Here is a 22,223-nt window from a genome sequence, read left to right as displayed (position 1 = left end):
ATTTGCAAGGCAAAGTTAACAATTATTTCTGCACATACAAGTTTTAATCTTGTTTTTTTATCATTTGTCCGTTAACTTGCCAAATTACAAACATCCTGCACCCACATACAAGTTACCAGCACAGCATTTTGAAGTCAAATTACTGCAAAGCCCATTCAGCAAAACTGACTCGGCTTTGCAGCAACACTGCCCCAGCCTTGCAGTAAAACTGCCTAAGCCCTGCAATCAAGCCAAACAAAATTCCATTAGCCAACATCTTTGTGTTAAAAAAAACTAATATCATTTTCTTTCAAATCCCATCCCGCATATTGTAATGATTTAATTATTACCTTTGCACACAATTTTAGTGAAAAGCTTGCAAAAGCTATTACACCATAATTATATTAATAACATAAAGTCCAACTTTATTAATTACAAACAATTATTTTTTATGTCAAACTTACAGAACGTACAACCATTGGACAACTTCAATTGGGAAGAATTTGAGAATGGTTCAAGCGTAAACGTCAACAAGCAAGACCTCGAAAAGGCTTATGACGAAACTCTTAACAAAATTGCAGAACACCAGGTCGTAGAAGGAACAGTTATTTCTGTCGACAAGAAGGAAGTTATCGTTAACATCGGCTACAAGAGCGATGGTATCATTCCTGCATCTGAATTCCGTTACAATCCCGAACTGAAGGTTGGTGATAAGGTTGAGGTTTACGTTGAAAATCAAGAAGACAAGAAAGGCCAGTTGGTTCTTTCTCACAAGAAGGCCCGCTTGAACAAGAGCTGGGATTTGATCAATGCAGCTCTCGAAAACGAAGAAATTATCCAGGGTTATATCAAGTGCCGCACTAAGGGTGGTATGATTGTTGATGTATTCGGTATCGAAGCATTCCTCCCCGGCAGCCAGATTGACGTTCATCCTATACGCGACTACGATGTATTCGTAGGCAAAACAATGGAATTCAAGGTTGTTAAGATCAATCAGGAGTTCCGCAATGTTGTTGTTTCTCACAAGGCTCTTATTGAGGCTGAGTTGGAAGCACAGAAGAAAGAAATTATTTCTAAGCTCGAAAAGGGTCAGGTACTCGAAGGTACTGTTAAGAACATCACCTCTTACGGTGTATTCGTTGACCTTGGCGGTGTAGACGGATTGATTCACATCACAGACCTTTCTTGGGGTCGCGTGAGTGATCCACACGAAGTTGTTACTCTCGACCAGAAGATTAACGTTGTTATCATCGACTTCGATGAAGACAAGAAGCGTATCGCACTTGGTTTGAAGCAGCTCACTCCTCACCCATGGGATGCGTTGGATGCAGACTTGAAGGTTGGCGACCACGTGAAGGGTAAGGTTGTCGTTATCGCAGACTACGGTGCATTTGTTGAAATAGCTCCCGGAGTTGAAGGACTTATCCACGTTAGCGAGATGTCATGGAGCCAGCACTTGCGCTCTGCACAGGAATTCATGCACGTAGGTGATGAAATCGAAGCCGTTATCCTGACTCTTGACCGCGAAGAGCGTAAGATGAGCCTTGGTATCAAGCAACTCAAGGAAGACCCATGGGAAACTATCGAAGTGAAGTATCCTGTAGGTTCTAAGCACAATGCAAAGGTTCGCAATTTCACTAACTTCGGTATCTTCGTTGAACTCGAAGAAGGTGTTGACGGTTTGATTCATATCAGCGACCTTTCATGGACTAAGAAAGTTAAGCATCCTTCAGAGTTCACATCTCAAGGCTCAGACATCGATGTAGTTGTTCTTGAAATTGACAAGGAGAACCGTCGCCTGTCTTTGGGTCACAAGCAGTTGGAAGACAATCCTTGGGATACTTACGAAACTGTATACACTCCTGGTTCTGTTCACGAAGGTAAGATTACCGAAATGATGGACAAGGGTGCTGTCATTACATTGAACGAAGGTGGCGAAGGCTTCGCAACTCCTAAGCATCTTGTAAAAGAAGACGGTACACAAGCTCAGTTGGGCGAAGAACTGTCATTCAAGGTTATCGAGTTTGTGAAAGAGACAAAGCGCATCATCCTTTCACACAGCCGTACTTTCGAAGAGGGCAAGGAAGAAACCAAGCCTGCTTTCAAGCACAATGGTGGCAACGCTAGCCACGCAAACAAGTCAGAGGCAGCTACTATCAACAATGTAAAGGCTGGAACTTCACTGGGTGACCTCGACGTTCTTGCTGACTTGAAGGCTAAAATGGAAAAGGGAGAATAAGTTTACAGTTGGACAACTTGTAAAAATATTCTTTGAAGAATAAGGAAGCTCGCTTGATAAAAGCGAGCTTTTTTTTTGTCGATTCAAGATATTTGTTTACCTTTGCATAGAATTTTAATACGACACACGTTTCATTTTTAGAAACGGTTTCATTTCAATCAAATATTTTCATATACATATATGTATAGTAAAGATGAACTATTGTCTAAAAGCATGAATGAGCTTGAAGACATTGCAAAGGAGGTAGGAGCAGAATATTCCAACCAAGCCGATGCGGAAGACATCATATATGCCATTTTAGACAAGCAAGCAGTCGTAGAGGGCAATAAGAACCCTTTAGGTGCAACAAAGCGTCGTCGCACACGCATTGCTAAAAAGGACACAGACCATGTTTATACCGTCAGTGGAAAAGATGGTGAGAATCTCGATGTCAAGAAAAACAAATCAGCAGCAGAACCACAGCCACTTTTCAAAGAGGAACCGATTGAGAATTCCTCTGTAGAAGAGACGTCCCCTGCTCCGACAGAGACTGCCCCGAAGCGTAAACGCAAGACCAAGAAAGAAAAGGAAGCAGAAGAAGCTGCCAATCAAGCTCAGCTACAATTAGAAGATCCTGAAAACAATGTTGCAACGGGTGAAGAAGAAGTGTCTGCCAACTCCGAAAGTGGCACGCAGGATACCAAAGAAGAGCTGATGCAAGCCCCAACTCCTACTGCCGAGACTGTGGAAAACGAGACCAGTGGAGAGAGTGATTTCGTACCAGAAGCTCAATTTGCTTCAGGCGATACCCAGCAGGAGGAAGAAGGCGATAACAATCTTCTTGCTCAACTCCAGGCAAAAATCAATGACCATAATAAAGAGAATGAAGCAAGTCTCAATCCTATGGCAGATGCCGTATGGGAGGGTGATCCGGCGGATGGAACAGATTTTATTATCAAGATAGATTTGCCGATAGAAGACCAAGGAGCAGTTCCAAACTATGACATGTTTGACAATCCCACCACTCCTATCTTACCAGCTATGCCAGCCTATCAAGCTCCGGTGCCAAGTAATGCACCAGCCTATGACTTCTCAGACATCATCACTGCCAACGGAGTATTAGAGGTAATGCCTGACGGCTATGGATTCCTACGCTCAAGCGATTACAACTATTTGTCATCACCTGACGATGTATACATTGCTACCAATCAGGTAAAACGTTACGGTTTGAAGACCGGAGACGTCATTCAGTGCCGTGTCCGACCACCACACGACGGAGAGAAATATTTCCCGCTCACAAGCATAGATAAAATCAATGGTCGCAATCCTGCTGAAATCAGAGATAGAATTCCATTCGAACATCTTACCCCACTCTTTCCCGAAGAGAAGTTTACACTTTGTGGCGACCCTCAGACAACCAATCTCTCTACACGTGTAGTAGATTTGTTCTCTCCTATCGGAAAAGGACAGCGTGCACTAATTGTTGCGCAACCAAAAACAGGTAAGACCATCCTGATGAAGGATATAGCCAATGCTATTGCCGCAAATCATCCGGAAGCATATCTGATGATGCTTCTCATAGACGAACGCCCAGAGGAAGTAACAGACATGGCACGAACCGTAAATGCAGAAGTTATCGCTTCAACATTCGACGAACCCGCAGAGCGTCACGTCAAAATAGCTGGTATTGTCTTGGAAAAAGCAAAGAGAATGGTAGAATGTGGACACGATGTTGTAATTTTCTTGGATTCTATTACCCGACTTGCCCGTGCTTATAATACAGTAAGTCCTGCATCGGGTAAGGTTCTAACCGGTGGTGTGGATGCCAATGCCTTGCAAAAGCCCAAGCGTTTCTTCGGAGCTGCGCGTAATATTGAGGGTGGAGGTTCGCTCACGATTATCGCCACAGCACTCATAGATACCGGTAGCAAGATGGATGAAGTCATCTTTGAAGAGTTCAAAGGTACAGGTAATATGGAATTACAGCTCGACCGCTCACTGTCTAACAAGCGAATCTTCCCTGCTGTTAATCTGGTTGCTTCGAGTACACGCCGTGACGATTTACTACAAGATAAGACTACCCTCGATCGCATGTGGATTCTTCGTAAGTATATTAGCGACATGAATCCTATAGAGGCAATGAATACGATACATACCAGTATGACGCGTACTCGCAGCAATGAAGAGTTTTTGTTGAGTATGAATTCATAATGGCATGATTCTGCATAAATAAAAATACCGACTATTCTTTTTGAATAGTCGGTATTTTTATTTTCTGCCAATCACGTAAATTGGTATATCTGAATACAGCTATTTATTCATTGGTCAAATCACACATAATCTTCTCATCAATGTCCGTTATATGATTAGCTTCCAAAAGAAGATGGTCGCTTGCAAACGCATCTGATAACGACTGGAACGACTTTGATTTATCCATAAATGCCTTCAGGAGTATCACGGCTTCACTTACTTTGTTCAAAAACCACTTGCAATACCCCCCATTCAAATAATCAGCAGGACCTACACCGGCAGAAAGCAGCAACTCATCGTAAATTTTCTCAGCCTTCTCTACCTTTGTATCGGCCATTAATCCCCATGCCAACGCACGAGATATGTTATGGTCCAAAGGATAGTTATAGTTTAATTTATACAATATATTCAGCCCTTCTTCTATCTTACCTTGATTCATCATGGCAATAGCCTGATTCAACTGATAACGCTTATTATCGGGATGAAGCACACTTAACTTTTCATACAGCGACTCCGCTTCTTCAAAATTTTCATTATGAAAATAGGCTTGTGCCAATCCTCTCATAGCATTTTCATCATCCGAATCCTGCGACAAGATATTCTCGTACAGGCTTTCAGCCATATAGTAATTCTTGAAATACATGGCTACAGCAGCTCTTATACGCAGATAAGCCACATCGTCTATTTCGGGATAACGCTTAAACAGCTCTTGCAAGTAATCATAATGCTTACGCTGTAACAAGAAATGGCAAAGCTCTATCAGCTCAGAAGTAAATAACGCTTGTGGTAATTGACCGTACGCACAAAAGAATCCGGAATGATCAAGTTGGTGATTAGAAAAACTGAAAATATTGAAAAAACCACCCCGTACATCGTTTAAACGGAAGAAACGATAGAGATCTTGCAGATACATGCGACGGATATAAGCTGCACTTTGGCGTTCTTCAGCACTTAATACAGGTCCTACGGACTCATTATGATTGAGCATCTCCCTCATATTGCTTGGAATTGTATCAATAACAGAGGATATTGCCAGTGCAAAAGAATATTTATCAGAATCACAAAAAGGTCCATTAGCAAATAGTACCGATAAGAAATTATTATCTTCCAGTTTTGTTCTTATCGAAGCAAGTGCCGGGTGTGCCTCCGTAAACGGCACAAACCAATTACTCAATGTATGGAAAAATGGAAAACGTTTCATCTGCGAGAATCCGCCAAAATAAATGTCAGAACCAGCTTTCTGCATCTCCAACATACGCTTAAAGCTATTCTCCATTTCTTCCATAGCCTTATCCTGGGCATCAGGATGCAATATATCCTGCATAGGTTCCTCGTCTTTCTCAGAGATTCCAAAACGCGTGATATTAAGGTTGTTGTTTTTAACAAGATTAGGAATTATATCTCTTTGAAGTTCTTCGGTATCTCTTTCTGCATCTTTACAAAAAACCATTTGCTTCTGCAATGAGACTAATTCTTCCCTTACTTGAGAATCAGCAAATAGCCTTGTCAGTATTTCTTCTTGCTCAGGAAAGAGTCCATTAAGTTTTAAATTCATCGACAGCCCCCACCCTACAAATGCCCGTTGCCGCAAACGCTCATCTGCAACTATAGAATAAACGGCCACCAAAGTAGACAATTTATTGACATCGTATATCGTCACACACGACAACATGATTGCACTGACCAGTACTAACGCATCATGAACATCTATTGTCGGACTGGTCAACAAACTTGTCCAAAACTCTGAGTCCTGCTTTGTCCATTGGTCAGAAACTAACACGTACTCAAAAAGTACACTTATATAATGCTGATGCTCTGCCTGTACTGCACGTTCATGCTCTCGCTGCATATCGCCGGATTCCAATGACAACAGGGCTAAATCTTGCACATAAGCTTCTAACTTACCCTGTATACTAGAGCTATCATTATCTAACTGCAAACTATGACTCTTGAAGATACCGTAAATTCCTCCAATAGACATACGATATTCCAGGTCCACACTGCACGTCAACCGAAATAATCTTCGCAATAACGACTGATACACCTCTCCCCGCTTTGCGTCCTGATAACCTCGAAGCATGAATTCCTTCATCAGGCGATAGCTTTCGCAAATCTCATCAAGTGCGGATTCATTGCGAGTAAGATGTGCATTGCGCATAAAGTCAGCCAAATGTCGTGATGCTAGGTATAAATCACCTTTTACAGCAATATCATTGTATGTAAGTTCTAATAAATCTCGTTGAGGAATCATAGTCTAGTATTTATTTACTAATTTACTTGCTACTACAACAGGAGCAATCTTCGTATAAACCAATCGTGGCAAGGCTTTGATGGTTCGGTCATCGGTATCACAATACTTCTTAATTGTAGTAGAATAATGCTGTAGACCATATTTATTAATAGAATCGCACGCCATGTTATAAGCCTTCACAAACGACGTAAGCTGTTTTTTCCGTCGTGAATCCTTATTGACAGAGCCTGCAACCACTATGACACCAAACTTATCCCCACTGCTACGGCTATCTGCCAACAGCTGATTCTTGTTGATACGAGCTGTTGTTGCCTGAGGCTCTGGAAGCCACAAAGCATCCATCTCATTGTTGAGCAACATTTTTAATCGCAGATTTACATGATTTATCTGTATACGGAACACCTGTGCTTTTGTCTTTACTGTGTCAAGAAAGGCATCTGTCAGATAATCGGTCACGGAATAACGAGACATGGCCACCATCTTGTCCCCTAGCTGATTCAACCGCTTAATACGCACGGTGCGATTAGAATATAATTGCCAATACGCGTTGGTCTCTGTCAGATATTGCAATGGAGTTCCTAAGCGAATCATTCGGGAAGCTCTAAGCTTATCTGTGAAAGATAATTCTACTCGCTTACGAATCATAGCTGTATCACAATCCATTTGGGATGAATACAGCTTCAGATGTACATCTACATCTTGGTCTTTAAACAACTCTTCTTCATAAGCAACATAAAGCGGAAGGCAATCTAATGTCGGCATGACAGCAACTTTCAAAGCCAAAGAGTCTAAGCGCAGCTGCTCTCTACGCTCTGCGACACTCTGCCGATTTTGCGATTCACGTGCCTTGCTGCAACTAGCCAGTGCAAGGACAATTAGAAATATAGTGACACACTTGAATATTCTCATAAAACGTTTGTTATAATACTGCCAACAGCGGTATATAGGGGCTTGCAAAATTAACAAAAAGTTTTGTACCACCGAAAAAACTTACTACTTTTGTCTATCACTAACAAAGCGCTTCATGGCAAAAAACAAAATAGCATACGTATGCAGTAATTGCGGACAAGAATCTGCTAAATGGATTGGGAAATGTCCTAACTGTGGGCAATGGAATACTTTCAAGGAAATTAGGATTGCCAACGAAACAGGTAGCTCAGCTGCCAAATCAGCAGCGATGGGAATCAGAAGGGACACAGAAAGCAGTAACCACCCACTCTATCTTCATCAGATTACAGCAAAAGACGAACCACGTATCAATATGCATGACAACGAACTGAATCGCGTATTGGGAGGTGGGCTTGTACCTGGTAGCATGGTATTGTTGGGTGGCGAGCCGGGAATCGGTAAAAGTACATTGACACTACAAACGATTCTTCACATGCCTGAATGCAAAATCTTGTATGTCAGTGGAGAAGAAAGTGCTCATCAATTAAAGATGCGTGCAGAGCGATTAACCAATGCTCAAACCGAGAATGTACTCATATTGTGCGAGACATCACTTGAAAATATCTTTCAGCATATTCAAACTACCATGCCAGAGCTTATCATTATCGACTCTATACAAACCATATCTACAGAAGATGTTGATAGTTCTCCCGGCAGTGTCAGTCAGGTCCGAGAATGCGCCGCAGCACTATTGCGATTTGCAAAAACCAGCAATATTCCCATCATTCTAATAGGACATATCAACAAGGAAGGGACACTTGCCGGTCCGAAAATCCTAGAACATATAGTAGATACTGTCATACAATTCGAAGGAGATCAACACTATATGTATCGCATCTTACGAAGTATCAAAAACAGATTCGGGAGTACATCGGAATTAGGAATATACGAGATGCAGCAAAATGGTCTACGCGAAGTATCGAATCCCTCCGAATTGCTATTGTCGCAAGAGCATGAAGGACTATCTGGTATTGCAATCTCATCTGCCATAGAAGGTGTTCGGCCATTCCTGGTTGAGACCCAGGCATTGGTTTCATCGGCAGCTTATGGTACTCCGCAACGCATCGCTACCGGCTTTGACCAGCGTCGTCTAAATATGCTTCTAGCAGTATTGGAAAAACGAGTCGGTTTTAAACTCATGCAAAAAGACGTCTTCTTGAATATAGCCGGTGGACTTCGTGTCACAGATTTAGCAATGGATTTAAGTGTCATTGCAGCAGTTCTATCCAGCAATGTAGACACAGCCATCGAAACAGGATGGTGCATGGCTGGAGAAGTGGGATTAAGTGGAGAAGTACGTCCCGTAAATCGAATAGAGCAACGAGTTGCAGAAGCCGAGAAATTAGGATTCTCGCATATTATTATTCCGCAATTCAATTTGAAAGGTTTCAATCATTCTAAATACAACATAGAGTTACATCCTGTCAAAAAGGTAGAAGAAGCATTACGCAACCTTTTTGGTTAAACGATTCTAAGATAACGGTTTATGAAAGATTCTGTAATTATTGTCAGCGGTGGTATGGATTCCATCACGCTATTATATGATAAAAAGAACGAGATTGCACTCGGTATCTCATTCGATTATGGAAGCAACCATAATGCGAAGGAAATACCATTTGCAAAGATGCACTGTCAACGTTTGGGCATCAAGCATATTACCATTAAACTTGATTTCATGCACCAATACTTCAAAAGCTCGCTTCTAGAGGGTAGCAATGCTATCCCCGAAGGACATTATGCTGATGACAACATGAAATCAACCGTCGTTCCATTTAGAAATGGAATTATGCTATCTATTGCTATCGGTATTGCCGAAAGTCATCATTTGACTAAAGTATTGATGGCCAATCACGGCGGCGATCATACTATATACCCTGATTGTCGTCCTGAATTCATAGACTCAATCAACTCAGCTGCCAACACCGGAACTTTCATTAATGTGAGTGTTATAGCTCCCTATACAAATATAACAAAAGGTGACATTGCCAATATTGGAAAACAGCTGGGACTTGATTATTCCGAAACGTGGAGTTGCTATAAAGGCGGAGAAACGCACTGTGGCAAATGTGGAACATGTATTGAGCGCCAAGAAGCATTGCGCGAAGCCAACATCACAGATACTACGATATACGAAAATAGATAATACAAGACCCACCATATCCTAATTCTATTATGGTAAAAACACTGCTGTTTTTCATTCTCAATATTCATAATGTGGTGAGAATTAAGGAGTTTCAGAACTAAAAACCAAGTAGAAGAGACAAAAAAGTAGTAATAAATTTCCATATCAACCAAAAAACTAGTATATTTGCAACTCAAAATAAAAGGGTCGTAGAATATTATAACATTTTTCAAATACAAAAAATGACTAAAGCAGATATTATTAACGAAATTGTCATCCAAACTGGAATCGCAAAAAAAGACGTATCAACTGTTGTTGAGAGTTTTATGAGTACGATTAAAAATAGCTTGCTAGATAATAAGGAAAACGTATATTTGCGTGGCTTTGGCAGTTTTGTAATTAAGCATAGAGCAGCTAAGACAGCACGTAATATTTTGAAGAATACAACTATTACGATTGATGCTCACGATTTACCAAGCTTCAAACCTGCTAAAAGTTTCATAGAAAAGATGAAGAGTGAGTAACATTGTTGCGCACCTATTTATTATAAATTGATAATTACATACAATTAAAATATTAAATTTTTGAATTATGCCAAACGGAAAGAAAAAGAAGGGCCACAAAATGGCAACACACAAACGTAAAAAGAGATTACGTAAGAATAGACATAAGAGCAAGTAAGCTTAGGGGCTTACCTACTTAAGTCTTTTGTAAAGAAGGGACATGTCAATGTTTATCAAAAGATACTTAGACATGTCCCTAACTTTTGAATATCCAAGTTAAAAGATTAAAGAAAATGACCAGCGAAGTTGTAATTGACGCACAAGAGAAAGCGATCTCGATTGCCCTGCTGGAAGATAAGAGTCTAGTAGAATATCAGAACGAATCTAGAGAGGCTTCTTTCTCTGTCGGAAACATTTACGTTGCGAAGGTAAAAAAACTCATGCCGGGATTAAACGCATGTTTTGTTGATGTCGGCTATGAGCGGGATGCCTTTCTTCATTACCTTGACTTAGGAAGCCAGTTCAATTCTTATGCCAAATATCTCAAACTGGTACAAAGCGATAGAAAGAAATTATATCCACACGCAAAAGCCCAAAGATTACCCGATTTAAAAAAGGATGGTAGTGTACAGCAAATCCTTACTGTAGGACAAGAAGTTCTCGTACAGATTGTCAAAGAACCTATATCTACCAAAGGACCCCGTCTTACAGGTGAATTATCTTTTGCAGGACGTTTTATCGTATTGATACCTTTTGGAGATAAGGTTTCTGTCTCTTCAAAAATTAAAAGCGGTGAAGAGCGTGCACGCTTAAAACAGCTTATTCAAAGTATCAAACCCAAAAACTGTGGAGTAATCGTTCGCACAGTTGCTGAAGGCAAACGTGTCGCCGAGCTTGATACAGAAATGAAAGTACTTACCAAGCGATGGGAGGATGCTTTGGTGAAAGTACAAAAGACTCAAAAGCGTCCGCAGCTTGTGTATGAGGAAGAAGGTAGAGCTATCGCATTGCTAAGAGATTTATTCAACCCCGACTTCGAGAATATCTATATCAATGATGAGCAGATATTCGAGGAGGTCAAAAACTACATTACGCTGATTGCTCCAGAGAAAAGCAGCATCGTAAAAAAGTATACTGGCAAACTTCCTATCTTCGATAATTTCAATATTACCAAGCAGATTAAATCAGGCTTTGGCAAGACCATCAACTACAAGCATGGTGCCTACTTGATTATTGAACACACCGAAGCACTCCATGTGGTTGATGTAAATAGTGGAAACAGGTCGAGAAATGGTAATGGACAAGAAGAGAATGCACTGGATGTCAATCTTGGAGCAGCCGATGAGTTAGCACGTCAGTTGAGATTACGCGATATGGGAGGCATCATTGTGGTTGACTTCATAGATATGAAGCTGGCCGAAGACCGCCAGATGCTCTATGAGCGCATGTGCAAGAATATGCAGAAAGATAGAGCCAGACACAATATTCTTCCGCTTAGCAAGTTCGGACTGATGCAGATAACCAGGCAGCGTGTACGTCCCGCAATGGACGTTAATGTAGAAGAAAATTGTCCAACGTGTAACGGTACTGGCAAGATTAAGTCTAGTATATTGTTCACTGACCAGCTGGAAGGAAAGATAGACAAACTAGTCAACAAGATTGGTATCAAGAAATTCTACTTACACGTACATCCTTATGTTGCAGCTTTTATCAATCAGGGTGCAGTATCGCTAAAATTAAAGTGGAGAATGAAGTATGGCTTTGGAGTCCACATCATCCCTTCACAGAAACTAGCTTTCCTACAATATGAATTCTATGACAACCAGAAGCAATTCATAGATATGAAAGAAGAAATTGAAATTAAGTAATGATAAAAAGAGCCGGATAGCAAAAACTCATCCGGCTCTTTTTATTTTATTGCACTACCTTGAATCTGATTCGGAACGAATGTTCCATCTCATCCCAATTCGTACCTAGCAATTCGAATCTCCCTATTTGCGATGTAGAACGTACATGTTTGCCTACACACGGACAAACATCAAAATCTCCAATGCGGACAAGCCGAACAACATTGCCTGCCGAATCTGGTAATCTCTCGAGCATCATATCATCCAAGATGTCCCGACGGTCTACCAATTCATAAGTAACTGGCAAATTTTCCGCTATCAATCTGTTCATTTCGCGTTCAATCTCTTTTTCGTCCTGTCGACTGGGCTTCTGCTCCAATTTAAAGGTCATCTTGCTCTTCTTTCGTTCTATATGTGCATTGATAGAACGACCACAATGAAATCTCCTCACCATCACCTGGTTCAGGAGGTGCTCCGCAGAATGAGCCGGCGGAAATTCATCCTTTCCATGCTCATTAAGAATATAATCTTTATCCATATTCACATTAAATTTAAAGACTTTTCCGCCGTATGGAGGCAATGTTACAGGAAACACACCATCACGCCTCAACTCTACATCGACGGTATCGCCAGACAACAAATCTACAGCTGATACCAGTTTCTCCGGCATAGTAAAGAAGTCAAAAGCATGATTAGGTATCACAACATTAGAAACAGCACTATTCTGGGAGAAATTGACTACTACAAGAGCAACTTCGTCATCAGCCTTTCTCAAAAACGCATATTGAGTTCTTGGATCAAAACAATCCGAGGCAGGATTAGCACTCATCAAATCATAGAAAAGACCACTATAGAAAATCTTCTCTCGATTGGCCATCGTAAGAATCTGTCGATAACACTGTGCCAACTCTTTCTCAGCCTGCTGACGAACAGGCAACTCACATTTCTCGACTAAAGAACGTGGTGACCAATAATCAAAGATAGTTGTCCGCCCATCAAGACCACTAAATCCTTCCTTATCCATACCGCACTCTCCAAATTCCTGTCCACTATATACCATGAACGGATTTCTCTGCAACAAGGCACATACAAGAAGGCCCGGAATAGCCTTATAACCATCTCCACAGAAGAAATCGCTTGCTACCCGCTGTTCATCATGATTCTCCAAGAAATAGAGCATATGGCTGAATATATCATCGTTACATTGCCACTGATAAGTAATAGAAGCCGCTGGCCGATGTCCGCATATCACATCTCTGACACAATCATACATCCCTACCTTGTCGTACAGATAGTCAAAGCCACTGCCGACATATTGCCGATATTGGTTCGTATCATACACTTCCCCTATAAAAATAAGATGCTGATATCGTTCTTTCACAATCTTGGTAGCATAAGACCAAAATGCGGAAGGTACCATTTCGGCCATATCACATCTGAAACCATCTACCCCTTTAGAAGCCCAGAACAACAATATATCCGTCATCTTCTGCCAAGTATTGGGTATTGGGTCAAAATGATAACTTCTACCTCCGGCATCACAGTAGTCGATACCGTAATTTAGTTTAATCGTCTCATACCAGTCGCTACTTCCCGGATGAGCATCAAAGCGGTCATTACCAGTTGCTTTGGCCGGATATTCATAATAAGCACACTCCTCCCCCGCCAATAAATCTATCGACGGTTCAAAAGACTGCCCCACACAATAATAGAAATTATTATGCACAGAGAACCCCATACCTGCATCATCGTCTTCTCCAAGGTCTCTTACTCCCTCTGGTTTGCAAACGGAATGATACTGCCTGGCTACATGATTTGGCACGAAGTCCATAATCACTTTCATACCGGCAGCGTGTGTACGGGCTATCAGATTCTCCCATTCATCCATACGGACATCCACATGCTCAGCCAAATCCGGATCTACATCATAATAATCTGTAATAGCATAGGGAGAACCGGCCTTACCCTTGACGATGGCCGGATGCTGCCTGGGAATTCCGTACGAACTATAGTCTGTAGTTGTAGCATGCCTGATGACTCCTGTATACCAAACATGTGTAAATCCCATTGCACGTATCTTGGCTAAAGTCATATCATCGAAAGAAGAGAACTTACCACAACCATTTTCGGCAATCGTGCCGTTCTCTTTACGAGTAACATTACGATTGCCGAATAATCTTGGTAATACTTGATAAATAAAAATCTTTTGATTCATTACTCAGCAATACCGTGCGCAGTCACATTCTTATCTATACGACCTATCATGCCTTGCAATGCCTTACCTGGCCCACATTCCGTAAAGTCTGTAGCTCCGTCCGCAATCATGTTTTGCACAGAAGTTGTCCATCTAACCGGACTAGTCAACTGAGCTATCAAGTTATTCTTAATATCTTCTGCAGATGTATAAGCTTTAGCATCAACATTCTGATATACAGGGCATTTAGGAGATGAGAATGAAGTTTTTTCTATAGCAAGCTGCAACTCTTCCTTGGCCGATTTCATCAGAGGAGAGTGGAAAGCTCCACCCACTTTCAGTGGGAGTGCACGCTTAGCTCCGGCAGCTTTCAATGCTTCGCAGGCACGATCTATTGCGCCCTGATTTCCAGAAATAACGAGCTGCCCCGGACAATTGTAATTCGCAGGAATTACAATATCACCATCCGTACTGACTTCCTTGCAGATTTCTTCTACCTTCCCATCGGCAAGACCGATAATAGCTGCCATAGTACCTGGATTAGCTTCACAAGCTTTTTGCATAGCCAACGCACGTGTATGTACCAAACGCAGACCATCTTCAAAACTCAAAGCACCAGATGCTACCAATGCCGAAAATTCACCGAGCGAATGGCCGGCAACCATTTCCGGCTTAAAATCATCGCCCATGCACAAAGCAGAAATGACACTGTGCAAGAAAACAGCAGGCTGCGTCACCTTGGTTTCCTTCAACTGGTCGTCAGTACCGGCGAACATAATCTCTGTAATCTTGAATCCTAAGATTTCATCTGCTTTATCAAATAATTCCTTAGCTAGAGGGTTGGTATCGTATAGGTCTTTGCCCATACCGACGAACTGGGAACCTTGTCCAGGAAATACGAATGCTTTCATTATCAATTGTTTTTTGTGATACAAATTTTATTTACGCAAAGATACAAAAAAAATCCCAATTGCCTATGACCGACAAAAGGGATTTTATTTAGATTTGCTTTACAGTGCAATCATTCGCGAATCAAAATTATTCTGCGGTTTCTGCTTCAGGAGCTTTAGCTTCCTCCTCTACAGGAGCAGTAGCTTCTTCTACCTGAGGAGCCGGAGCATTTTCTGCTACAACCTTAACAGGAACCTTTACTTCTACTTCCTTATGGAAGTGAACCGTAGCCTCGAAATCGCCAACCTTCTTGATATCGTGCATTGTGATAATCTTACGATCAACCTCAATGCCCTGCTTAGCGAGTTCTTCTGCCACAATAGCTGCATTGACAGAACCATAAGTTACACCAGTAGCAGACACCTTAGCCGAAATAACCAAGACAACATCTTTCAATGCTTCAGCCTTTTTCTCAGCCTCTGCCTTCAAGGCAGCCAATTTGTGAGCCTGCTGCTTCAGGTTTTCAGCAAGAACCTTCTTTGCCGATTCTGAAGCTACAACACCTTTTCCCTGCGGAATCAGATAGTTGCGACCATAACCACTTTTTACATTTACAATATCGTTCTTGTATCCAAGTCCGATAATATCTTCTTTCAGTATAATCTCCATAATTGTATTCCTCCTTAAATTACTTCATCAAATCGGTTACATAAGGAAGTAGTGCAATCTGGCGAGCACGCTTAACAGCTTGAGCTACACGACGCTGATACTTCAATGATGTTCCTGTGATACGGCGAGGAAGAATCTTACCTTGCTCGTTGAGGAACTTCTTGAGGAATTCAGGATCTTTGTAGTCAATATACTTAATACCGCTCTTCTTGAAACGGCAATACTTCTTCTTCTTGGTGTCGATAGAAGGAGCTGTCAAATAACGGATTTCTGATTTCTGTTCTGCCATGATTAAGCCTCCACTTTTTTAGCGTATTTCTGTTTTCTCTTCTCAGCATACTCTGCAGCATACTTGTCGAGCTTAACTGTGATGAAACGGATAACCTTCTCGTCACGGCGATAGCCTGTCTCGAGAGTGTCGATAAGAGTTGGCTCTGCATTGAACTCAAGCAGGCAATAGAAGCCTGTAGATTTCTTTTCAATAGCATAAGCCATCTTCTTCAATCCCCAAGCCTCTTCATTCAGAATCTCTGCACCATTATCGGTAAGAAGTTTCTTGAACTTAGCGACCGTTTCCTTCATCTGTTCATCAGACAAAACGGGAGTCAAAATGAAAACGGTTTCGTATCGATTCATAATACTTTTAATTAATAATTATTTATTATTTTGCAAAATGCGGTGCAAAGATAGTCTTTTTTTTTGACCAAACCAAATATTATTTCTATTTTTGCCTACAAAACTATATATATGACAAAGAATCTGATGGGCAAGGCTGCATTACCGCTGATTTATATCGGTGTCATATTACTTGCAATCCTATTTATTTTCAATTTGACCAGGTATTCGCTGTTGTTATTCGCTGCTTTGGCAATCGAATTGCTCGGTACGGGATGCTATATCTACGGTCTGAAGAAAACCTGCAAGTATTAACCAGCTTATTTTTTCGCTATACTTTTACATACTTTGCATGAAGCAGCCCTTCTCTCAGACGCTTGTCGGCTTTAAACACGATTCTTTTTACTCTTACAGTCGACGGAGTGACATCACTGGCTGAATCTACCGGACTACTGGAACATGATACTGACAAGCGTCCTAACCCATCCATAGAGACTGCATACCCACGTTCCAAGGCTTCTTGAATGGCTGCAACCATACAATTCCACCCATACAATATGTCCGCCCTACGAGTTGTACTGACACCCAATCTGTCCAACAACTGCGCCACATGCAATGTTTCCGGCTCATAAGACATCGCATAATACTTTTTCTTCAAAACTCCATTTTCCTTAAACACTTGCTCTTTCACACGGTACATCCGGTTTCCTACATACTTATCCATCATTCTTTCCACATTCTATTTTTTATATATCTTCATACTACAACATGTTTATCAAGCTCTAACAAAGGCTCTTTCGGCCTATAAGACAAGTCATTTTCAGAGACCAAAACGGCCCTATTTCCTCTCTTACTCCCCGATGTAGCATACAAATAAACCCGAGTCTGAAATATATCCAGACCCGGGTTTCAACGTTATGTTATCCTAAGTGTAGTCATAAGGTGGCTTTGCAGCAATTCAACACTGCAAAATTAGCCATCTAATCCTACACCGACAAGAATGAATGCGATACATTATGCGATACACGCATGAACATTATTCTTCTTCAGGAGTAATCAGCTTATATCCTTTACCGTGAATATTGATGATTTCAATTTGGTCATCATCCTTCAGATGCTTTCTCAGTTTCGTGATGTACACATCCATAGAGCGTGCATTGAAATAGTTGTCATCAATCCAGATTGTCTTGAGAGCAAAGTCTCTCTGCAAGATTTCATTGGCATGAGAACAGAGCAATGCCAACAGTTCATTTTCCTTCGTGGTCAGCTTGGTCTGCTTATCGCCGATAACAAGAAGCTGCTTCTGGGTATCGAATGTAAAGCGACCGATATGGTACAGCGTACTCTCTTTATTTTTCTTGCCACGGACACGGCGCAAGATTGCTTCTACACGGAACACCAACTCTTCCATAGAGAAAGGCTTCGTAATATAATCATCTGCACCAATCTTGAAACCTTCCAAGATGTCATCCTTCAATGTCTTAGCCGTCAAGAAGATTATTGGGATTTCGGCATTTGCCTGACGAATCTCCTGGGCCAACGTAAAGCCATCTTTCTTCGGCATCATGACATCCAGTACACAAATATCAAATTTATTCTTCAGGAATTCCTTATAGCCGGCATCTCCGTCCGGACACAATGTTGCGGCATAACCCTTAGCCTGAAGATATTCACGAAGCAACATTCCTAAATTCTCATCGTCTTCGCAAAGCAGAATTTTCAATTTCTCGTCCATAATCCTATTCTTTTATTGGTTTAATAATATTTATTTCTAATCTTTTATGACAGGTAGTTTGATTGTAAAGGTTGTCCCCACCCCATACTCGCTGTCGACATGGATATCTCCCTTGTGCAAGTCGACTATCTTCTTCACATAGGCAAGCCCTAAGCCAAACCCCTTGACATCGTGGACGTTCCCCGTGTGGACACGATAGAACTTCTCAAAGATTTTCTTCATATTCTCTTTCTTTATACCTAAGCCGGTATCTCTCACCGACAGATACAAATTCTGATCGTCATTCCATGTTTTCAGATACACATTGAGTGGCTGCTCCGGCTTACAATACTTCACTGCATTATCCAGCAGATTGAAGATGACATTCTGAAAGTGCATTTCATCCACATAGATGCTGGAATCTACAGCCTCGATATCGGTATATACTTTTCCTCCGGTATGTTCTACACGCAAGGAGAATGAATTGGCTATATTCTCAACCATCTCATTCAAATCCAACTTTCTCTTCTTGAAGACTGCTTTCTTACGGTCGAACATCGACATCTGAAGTACCTTCTCCACCAAGAATCGTAAGCGTTTGGACTCGTCGTTGACAACGCCTCCCAAATGTTCCATCATTGCCGGACTCTTCGTTACCGACTTATCATTCAGCATCTGTGCCGCAAGGGAAATACTCGCAATGGGCGTCTTGAGTTCATGCGTCATATTGTTGATAAAGTCATTTTTAATTTCCGTATATCGCTTCTGACGGAAAATGATGACTATCGTGAATATAAACGTAATTAGCAATACTAACGTGAAGATGATACTAGGAATCACAAACCGTATTCCGGAAAAGATATAATCGTTCATTTCCGGGAAATGAATCCTCACAACTCCCATCTTCGATTGTGGGTCGTTGCGGAACAAGACCTGCGAGTATGAATATTCCTCCCCTTCTTCCGTAAAGTCCGGACACCGATAAACCTCACGCCCATCTTGGGTTGAAACTGTAAAATGATAGGGTATGTTTATACCATTATTCATCAGTTCAGCCTTCAAATCCTGATCAAGCTGCTTGAAGTTGATACGCTCGTTCAGTGGTTTCTCTGATGCCGAATATAATATAGAATATACAACTTCGTCCAGCAAAGCCTTCTGATACACATATCGATTGCGAATAATCTCCTGAAAGCTCTTAGAAACTTCGGATATAGAATTCTTATCGTTCTTGAGTATCATCGCCTTAGGCATCTTGGCAGGCTGAGTTTCCAAGGTCTTCATAGTGAATGAGGAATAGACCTTGCCATCCTTTCCCGTAACAGAGAATTGTCGGGAATGCTGTATAGTCCCATCGGGATTACCGGAACGTGTTCCCACTGAATCCCGTCTAAACGCATTACGCTCGGTCTCATTGACATCTTTTTCAAGATACCTCTGCGTCTCGTTCAGCTCCAGATTACGCGATGCCTGATACAAAGCTCGATTGACAGACTCGTCAAACTGCTCCTTCTTCATATTAGCCATCTGCTGTATATAGCCCAATTGCAAGAAGAGTAATCCTAAAAAGGAGAACCCCATGATTATTGCAATTGTCCAAATTGTTCTTTTCTTCATGGTAGCAAAGATAAACCTTATATTCTCTTTTAACACCAAATTGTTAATAAAAGGAGCTTATTTTAACAATATTAACCAACATACAGGTATCTACTTAATAATATGCAGATATAAAACAAAAGAAGAAGCATACAAAATATGCTTCCTCTCCATATTAAAAGACTCAATTTAATTAGTCGTTAGCATCAGCAGACACCTCGGCTTCATGCTCTTTAATCAGGTTCTGTTGTATCTCGTTCGGCACTAGTTCGTAACTAGCAAACTTCGTTGTAAACGAGGCACGGCCACCAGTCAACGAGCTTAGCGAAATACTGTAGTTCGCTAATTCCTTCTGTGGTATCTTAGCTTGCAACTTCTGGTATCCGGCTTCGCTGTCCATACCCATAATCATGGCACGCCTTCCTTGCAAGTCACTCATCACATCACCAAGGAAATCAGCCGGTACAAACACCTCTAAGTCGCATATAGGCTCAAGAATCTTAGGGCCGGCAATCTTAAATGCGTCTGAGAAGGCATGGCGTGCAGCCAGCATAAATGAGAGTTCATTAGAGTCAACCGGGTGCATCTTACCGTCAAAGACTACCACACGTACATCTCGCGCATAGCTTCCTGTCAGAGGACCATGCTCCATACAATCCATAATGCCTTTCAAGATGGCAGGCATAAAGCGTGCATCAATAGCACCACCCACAACAGAATTGATGAATACCAACTTGCCACCCCACTCCAAGTCGACTTCTTCCTTGGCTTTAATATTCATCTTGAATTCCTGACCATTAAACTTATAAGTTGTCGGATCGGGCATTCCTTCTGCATAAGGCTCTACGATAAGGTGGACTTCTCCAAACTGTCCAGCACCACCACTCTGCTTCTTATGGCGGTATTCGGCCTTAGCAGACTTGGTAATTGTTTCGCGATAAGGAATCCTAGGCTCACCAAACTGCACCTGAAGCTTCTCATTATTCTCTAATCTCCACTTCAGTGTGCGAAGATGGAACTCACCCTGTCCATGTACAATAGTCTGTCTCAGCTCTTTACTTTGTTCGAGTACCCAGGTAGGATCTTCCTGGTGCATCTTCAAAATTGCAGCCATCAGCTTTTCGGTATCTTGCGCGTTGACTGCCTTTACAGCCCTTGAATACTTAGAGTTAGGATATTTAATAAAGTCATATCTCCATTCGCAATCCTTTCCATTCAACGCATTACCGGTCTTAACGTCCTTCAACTTCACGGTGCATCCTATATCTCCGGCATACATCTGATCTACAGCAATACGGTTTGCCCCTGCACACGCATAGAGTTGTCCTATACGTTCGCGACTACCTCTGTCGGCATTGACCAAGTCATCACCAGCCTTTACAGAACCGCTCATCACCTTGAAATAGCTAACTTCACCAATATGGGGTTCTACACCGGTCTTGAAGAAATACAAACTTGTCGGTCCATTGCTTTCCGGAGCCACTTCTTCACCTCGTGTATTGTGCAGTTTCGGCATTTCATTAACGAAAGGAACTACATTTGCCAAGAACTCCATCAGACGGCGAACGCCCATATCCTTTCCGGCACACACACAGAATACAGGGAACAAACTGCGAGTTACCAATCCTTTGCGAATACCTTCTCTGAGTTCATCTTCAGAGAGTGTCTCCGATTCAAAGAACTTCTCCATCAGGTTTTCATCATTCTCAGCAGCCGCCTCAACTAAGGCTTTATGAAGTTCCATCGCCTTATCCATCTCTTCGGCAGGAATTTCTTCTATCGTAGGCTGACCTCCATCAGGTGCCCACGTATATTTCTTCATCAGAAGGACATCTATCAAGGAGTTAAACCCTGATCCCGTTTGCAAAGGATACTGAATCTGTACACACTTAGAGCCATAGATATCCTTCATAGAAGTCAGAATGGCATCAAAGTCGCATTTATCCGAATCAAGTTGATTAACCAAGAAAATAACTGGTTTCTTCAACTTATCTGTATAGCGGAAGACATTTTGTGTACCTACCTCCGGACCATATTGACCATTAATAAGCATCAAGGCCAAGTCGGTAACATGGAGAGAAGTAATTGCTCCTCCAACAAAGTCATCACTGCCCGGACAGTCTATAATATTCAATTTCTTGTTGTTCCACTCTGTATGAAATACTGTTGGGAACACCGAATAACCGTATTCCAACTCTACAGGGAAATAATCACTGACGGTATTTTTTGCAGCAACACTTCCGCGACGTTTGATAATACCGGCTTCAAATAACATACTTTCGGCAAGAGTTGTCTTGCCACTACCCGCACTGCCAAGCAATGCGATGTTCTTAATTTCGTTTGTCTGATAAACTCTCATATCAAAAGATTTAAAGTGTTAGTAATAATCTATTCCATGGTAGAGGTGACAATTATTTAGTATGTCG

General features: G+C 41.6%; 18 protein-coding genes. 7 read left to right on the top strand and 11 right to left on the bottom strand.

The genetic code is table 11. The features are described from left to right. The first annotated feature begins 430 nt into the window (after positions 1-430). A complete protein-coding gene (gene rpsA, locus ACZ42L_RS02655; protein WP_464700516.1) occupies positions 431-2,218 on the top strand; it encodes a 30S ribosomal protein S1 in 1,788 nt (595 codons plus the stop codon). 180 nt (positions 2,219-2,398) lie between these two features. Further along, positions 2,399-4,408: a transcription termination factor Rho gene (rho, locus tag ACZ42L_RS02650; protein WP_464716537.1), complete on the top strand. Its 2,010-nt coding sequence runs from the start codon at positions 2,399-2,401 to the stop codon at positions 4,406-4,408. 103 nt (positions 4,409-4,511) lie between these two features. On the opposite strand, the gene ACZ42L_RS02645 is transcribed toward rho, so the two are convergent. Further along, the gene (locus tag ACZ42L_RS02645; RefSeq protein ID WP_464716536.1) at positions 4,512-6,698 is read right to left on the bottom strand and encodes a tetratricopeptide repeat protein; all 2,187 of its coding nucleotides are present in this window, start codon (positions 6,696-6,698) and stop codon (positions 4,512-4,514) included. 3 nt (positions 6,699-6,701) lie between these two features. Continuing rightward, positions 6,702-7,607, bottom strand: coding sequence for an ABC transporter substrate-binding protein (locus ACZ42L_RS02640; protein WP_464716535.1), 906 nt, complete (start codon positions 7,605-7,607; stop codon positions 6,702-6,704). A 115-nt stretch (positions 7,608-7,722) separates the two neighbouring features. On the opposite strand from ACZ42L_RS02640, the gene radA reads away from it, so the two are divergent. The 4 genes from radA to ACZ42L_RS02620 all read left to right on the top strand — a co-directional run bounded on the left by radA (position 7,723) and on the right by ACZ42L_RS02620 (position 12,139). After that, entirely contained in the window at positions 7,723-9,111 is a 1,389-nt protein-coding gene (gene radA, locus ACZ42L_RS02635; protein ID WP_464700508.1) for a DNA repair protein RadA, read from the top strand. 21 nt (positions 9,112-9,132) lie between these two features. Beyond that, a complete protein-coding gene (gene queC / locus ACZ42L_RS02630) occupies positions 9,133-9,789 on the top strand; it encodes a 7-cyano-7-deazaguanine synthase QueC (protein ID WP_464700507.1) in 657 nt (218 codons plus the stop codon). A gap of 131 nt (positions 9,790-9,920) precedes the next feature. Further along, on the top strand, positions 9,921-10,292 hold the full coding sequence (locus ACZ42L_RS02625; protein WP_464701638.1) for an HU family DNA-binding protein: 372 nt from the start codon (positions 9,921-9,923) through the stop codon (positions 10,290-10,292). Between the two features lie 272 nt (positions 10,293-10,564). Continuing rightward, a complete protein-coding gene (locus ACZ42L_RS02620) occupies positions 10,565-12,139 on the top strand; it encodes an Rne/Rng family ribonuclease (RefSeq protein ID WP_464700505.1) in 1,575 nt (524 codons plus the stop codon). Positions 12,140-12,185: 46 nt separating this feature from the next. Here ACZ42L_RS02620 and ACZ42L_RS02615 read toward each other — a convergent pair whose 3' ends face one another. The 5 genes from ACZ42L_RS02615 to rpsF form a co-directional block, all read right to left on the bottom strand. Then, the gene (locus ACZ42L_RS02615; RefSeq protein WP_464716534.1) at positions 12,186-14,333 is read right to left on the bottom strand and encodes an alpha-amylase family glycosyl hydrolase; all 2,148 of its coding nucleotides are present in this window, start codon (positions 14,331-14,333) and stop codon (positions 12,186-12,188) included. Then, a complete protein-coding gene (gene fabD, locus ACZ42L_RS02610) occupies positions 14,333-15,223 on the bottom strand; it encodes an ACP S-malonyltransferase (RefSeq protein ID WP_464716533.1) in 891 nt (296 codons plus the stop codon). The genes ACZ42L_RS02615 and fabD overlap by 1 nt, the downstream gene beginning before the upstream one ends. Positions 15,224-15,350: 127 nt before the next feature. Next, on the bottom strand, positions 15,351-15,872 hold the full coding sequence (rplI, locus tag ACZ42L_RS02605) for a 50S ribosomal protein L9 (protein WP_464716532.1): 522 nt from the start codon (positions 15,870-15,872) through the stop codon (positions 15,351-15,353). 19 nt (positions 15,873-15,891) lie between these two features. Continuing rightward, positions 15,892-16,161, bottom strand: coding sequence for a 30S ribosomal protein S18 (gene rpsR / locus ACZ42L_RS02600; protein WP_464700497.1), 270 nt, complete (start codon positions 16,159-16,161; stop codon positions 15,892-15,894). Positions 16,162-16,163: 2 nt separating this feature from the next. Beyond that, on the bottom strand, positions 16,164-16,508 hold the full coding sequence (gene rpsF, locus ACZ42L_RS02595) for a 30S ribosomal protein S6 (protein WP_464703451.1): 345 nt from the start codon (positions 16,506-16,508) through the stop codon (positions 16,164-16,166). Positions 16,509-16,619: 111 nt separating this feature from the next. Here rpsF and ACZ42L_RS02590 point away from each other — a divergent pair, with 111 nt between their 5' ends. Next, positions 16,620-16,802, top strand: a complete 183-nt coding sequence (locus ACZ42L_RS02590; protein ID WP_464716531.1) for a hypothetical protein — start codon at positions 16,620-16,622, stop codon at positions 16,800-16,802. A gap of 16 nt (positions 16,803-16,818) precedes the next feature. On the opposite strand, the gene ACZ42L_RS02585 is transcribed toward ACZ42L_RS02590, so the two are convergent. From ACZ42L_RS02585 to ACZ42L_RS02570, 4 genes are all read right to left on the bottom strand, one after another. Next, on the bottom strand, positions 16,819-17,214 hold the full coding sequence (locus tag ACZ42L_RS02585) for an HU family DNA-binding protein (protein ID WP_464703928.1): 396 nt from the start codon (positions 17,212-17,214) through the stop codon (positions 16,819-16,821). A gap of 309 nt (positions 17,215-17,523) precedes the next feature. Continuing rightward, positions 17,524-18,222 carry a response regulator transcription factor RprY gene (gene rprY / locus ACZ42L_RS02580; protein ID WP_036900095.1) on the bottom strand — a complete coding sequence of 233 codons (699 nt, stop codon included), beginning with the start codon at positions 18,220-18,222 and terminating at the stop codon, positions 17,524-17,526. A gap of 36 nt (positions 18,223-18,258) precedes the next feature. Next, positions 18,259-19,818: a sensor histidine kinase gene (locus ACZ42L_RS02575; RefSeq protein ID WP_464700491.1), complete on the bottom strand. Its 1,560-nt coding sequence runs from the start codon at positions 19,816-19,818 to the stop codon at positions 18,259-18,261. A 172-nt stretch (positions 19,819-19,990) separates the two neighbouring features. Further along, positions 19,991-22,156 carry an elongation factor G gene (locus ACZ42L_RS02570; RefSeq protein WP_464703449.1) on the bottom strand — a complete coding sequence of 722 codons (2,166 nt, stop codon included), beginning with the start codon at positions 22,154-22,156 and terminating at the stop codon, positions 19,991-19,993. Positions 22,157-22,223: the final 67 nt, after the last annotated feature.

The sequence above is a fragment of the Prevotella mikamonis genome (assembly GCF_055381405.1).
The sequence above is the reverse complement of the archived record's forward strand: the minus strand, read 5'-3'. Positions and strand labels throughout refer to the sequence as shown.

Excerpts from the sequence above, each read along its gene's own strand:
- rpsA (WP_464700516.1), top strand. The coding sequence starts at position 431 with ATGTCAAACTTACAGAACGTACAACCATTGGACAACTTCAATTGGGAA.
- rho (WP_464716537.1), top strand. The coding sequence starts at position 2,399 with ATGTATAGTAAAGATGAACTATTGTCTAAAAGCATGAATGAGCTTGAA.
- ACZ42L_RS02645 (WP_464716536.1), bottom strand. The coding sequence starts at position 6,698 with ATGATTCCTCAACGAGATTTATTAGAACTTACATACAATGATATTGCT.
- ACZ42L_RS02640 (WP_464716535.1), bottom strand. The coding sequence starts at position 7,607 with ATGAGAATATTCAAGTGTGTCACTATATTTCTAATTGTCCTTGCACTG.
- radA (WP_464700508.1), top strand. The coding sequence starts at position 7,723 with ATGGCAAAAAACAAAATAGCATACGTATGCAGTAATTGCGGACAAGAA.
- queC (WP_464700507.1), top strand. The coding sequence starts at position 9,133 with ATGAAAGATTCTGTAATTATTGTCAGCGGTGGTATGGATTCCATCACG.
- ACZ42L_RS02620 (WP_464700505.1), top strand. The coding sequence starts at position 10,565 with ATGACCAGCGAAGTTGTAATTGACGCACAAGAGAAAGCGATCTCGATT.
- ACZ42L_RS02615 (WP_464716534.1), bottom strand. The coding sequence starts at position 14,333 with ATGAATCAAAAGATTTTTATTTATCAAGTATTACCAAGATTATTCGGC.
- fabD (WP_464716533.1), bottom strand. The coding sequence starts at position 15,223 with ATGAAAGCATTCGTATTTCCTGGACAAGGTTCCCAGTTCGTCGGTATG.
- rplI (WP_464716532.1), bottom strand. The coding sequence starts at position 15,872 with ATGGAGATTATACTGAAAGAAGATATTATCGGACTTGGATACAAGAAC.
- rpsR (WP_464700497.1), bottom strand. The coding sequence starts at position 16,161 with ATGGCAGAACAGAAATCAGAAATCCGTTATTTGACAGCTCCTTCTATC.
- rpsF (WP_464703451.1), bottom strand. The coding sequence starts at position 16,508 with ATGAATCGATACGAAACCGTTTTCATTTTGACTCCCGTTTTGTCTGAT.
- ACZ42L_RS02590 (WP_464716531.1), top strand. The coding sequence starts at position 16,620 with ATGACAAAGAATCTGATGGGCAAGGCTGCATTACCGCTGATTTATATC.
- ACZ42L_RS02585 (WP_464703928.1), bottom strand. The coding sequence starts at position 17,214 with ATGATGGATAAGTATGTAGGAAACCGGATGTACCGTGTGAAAGAGCAA.
- rprY (WP_036900095.1), bottom strand. The coding sequence starts at position 18,222 with ATGGACGAGAAATTGAAAATTCTGCTTTGCGAAGACGATGAGAATTTA.
- ACZ42L_RS02575 (WP_464700491.1), bottom strand. The coding sequence starts at position 19,818 with ATGAAGAAAAGAACAATTTGGACAATTGCAATAATCATGGGGTTCTCC.
- ACZ42L_RS02570 (WP_464703449.1), bottom strand. The coding sequence starts at position 22,156 with ATGAGAGTTTATCAGACAAACGAAATTAAGAACATCGCATTGCTTGGC.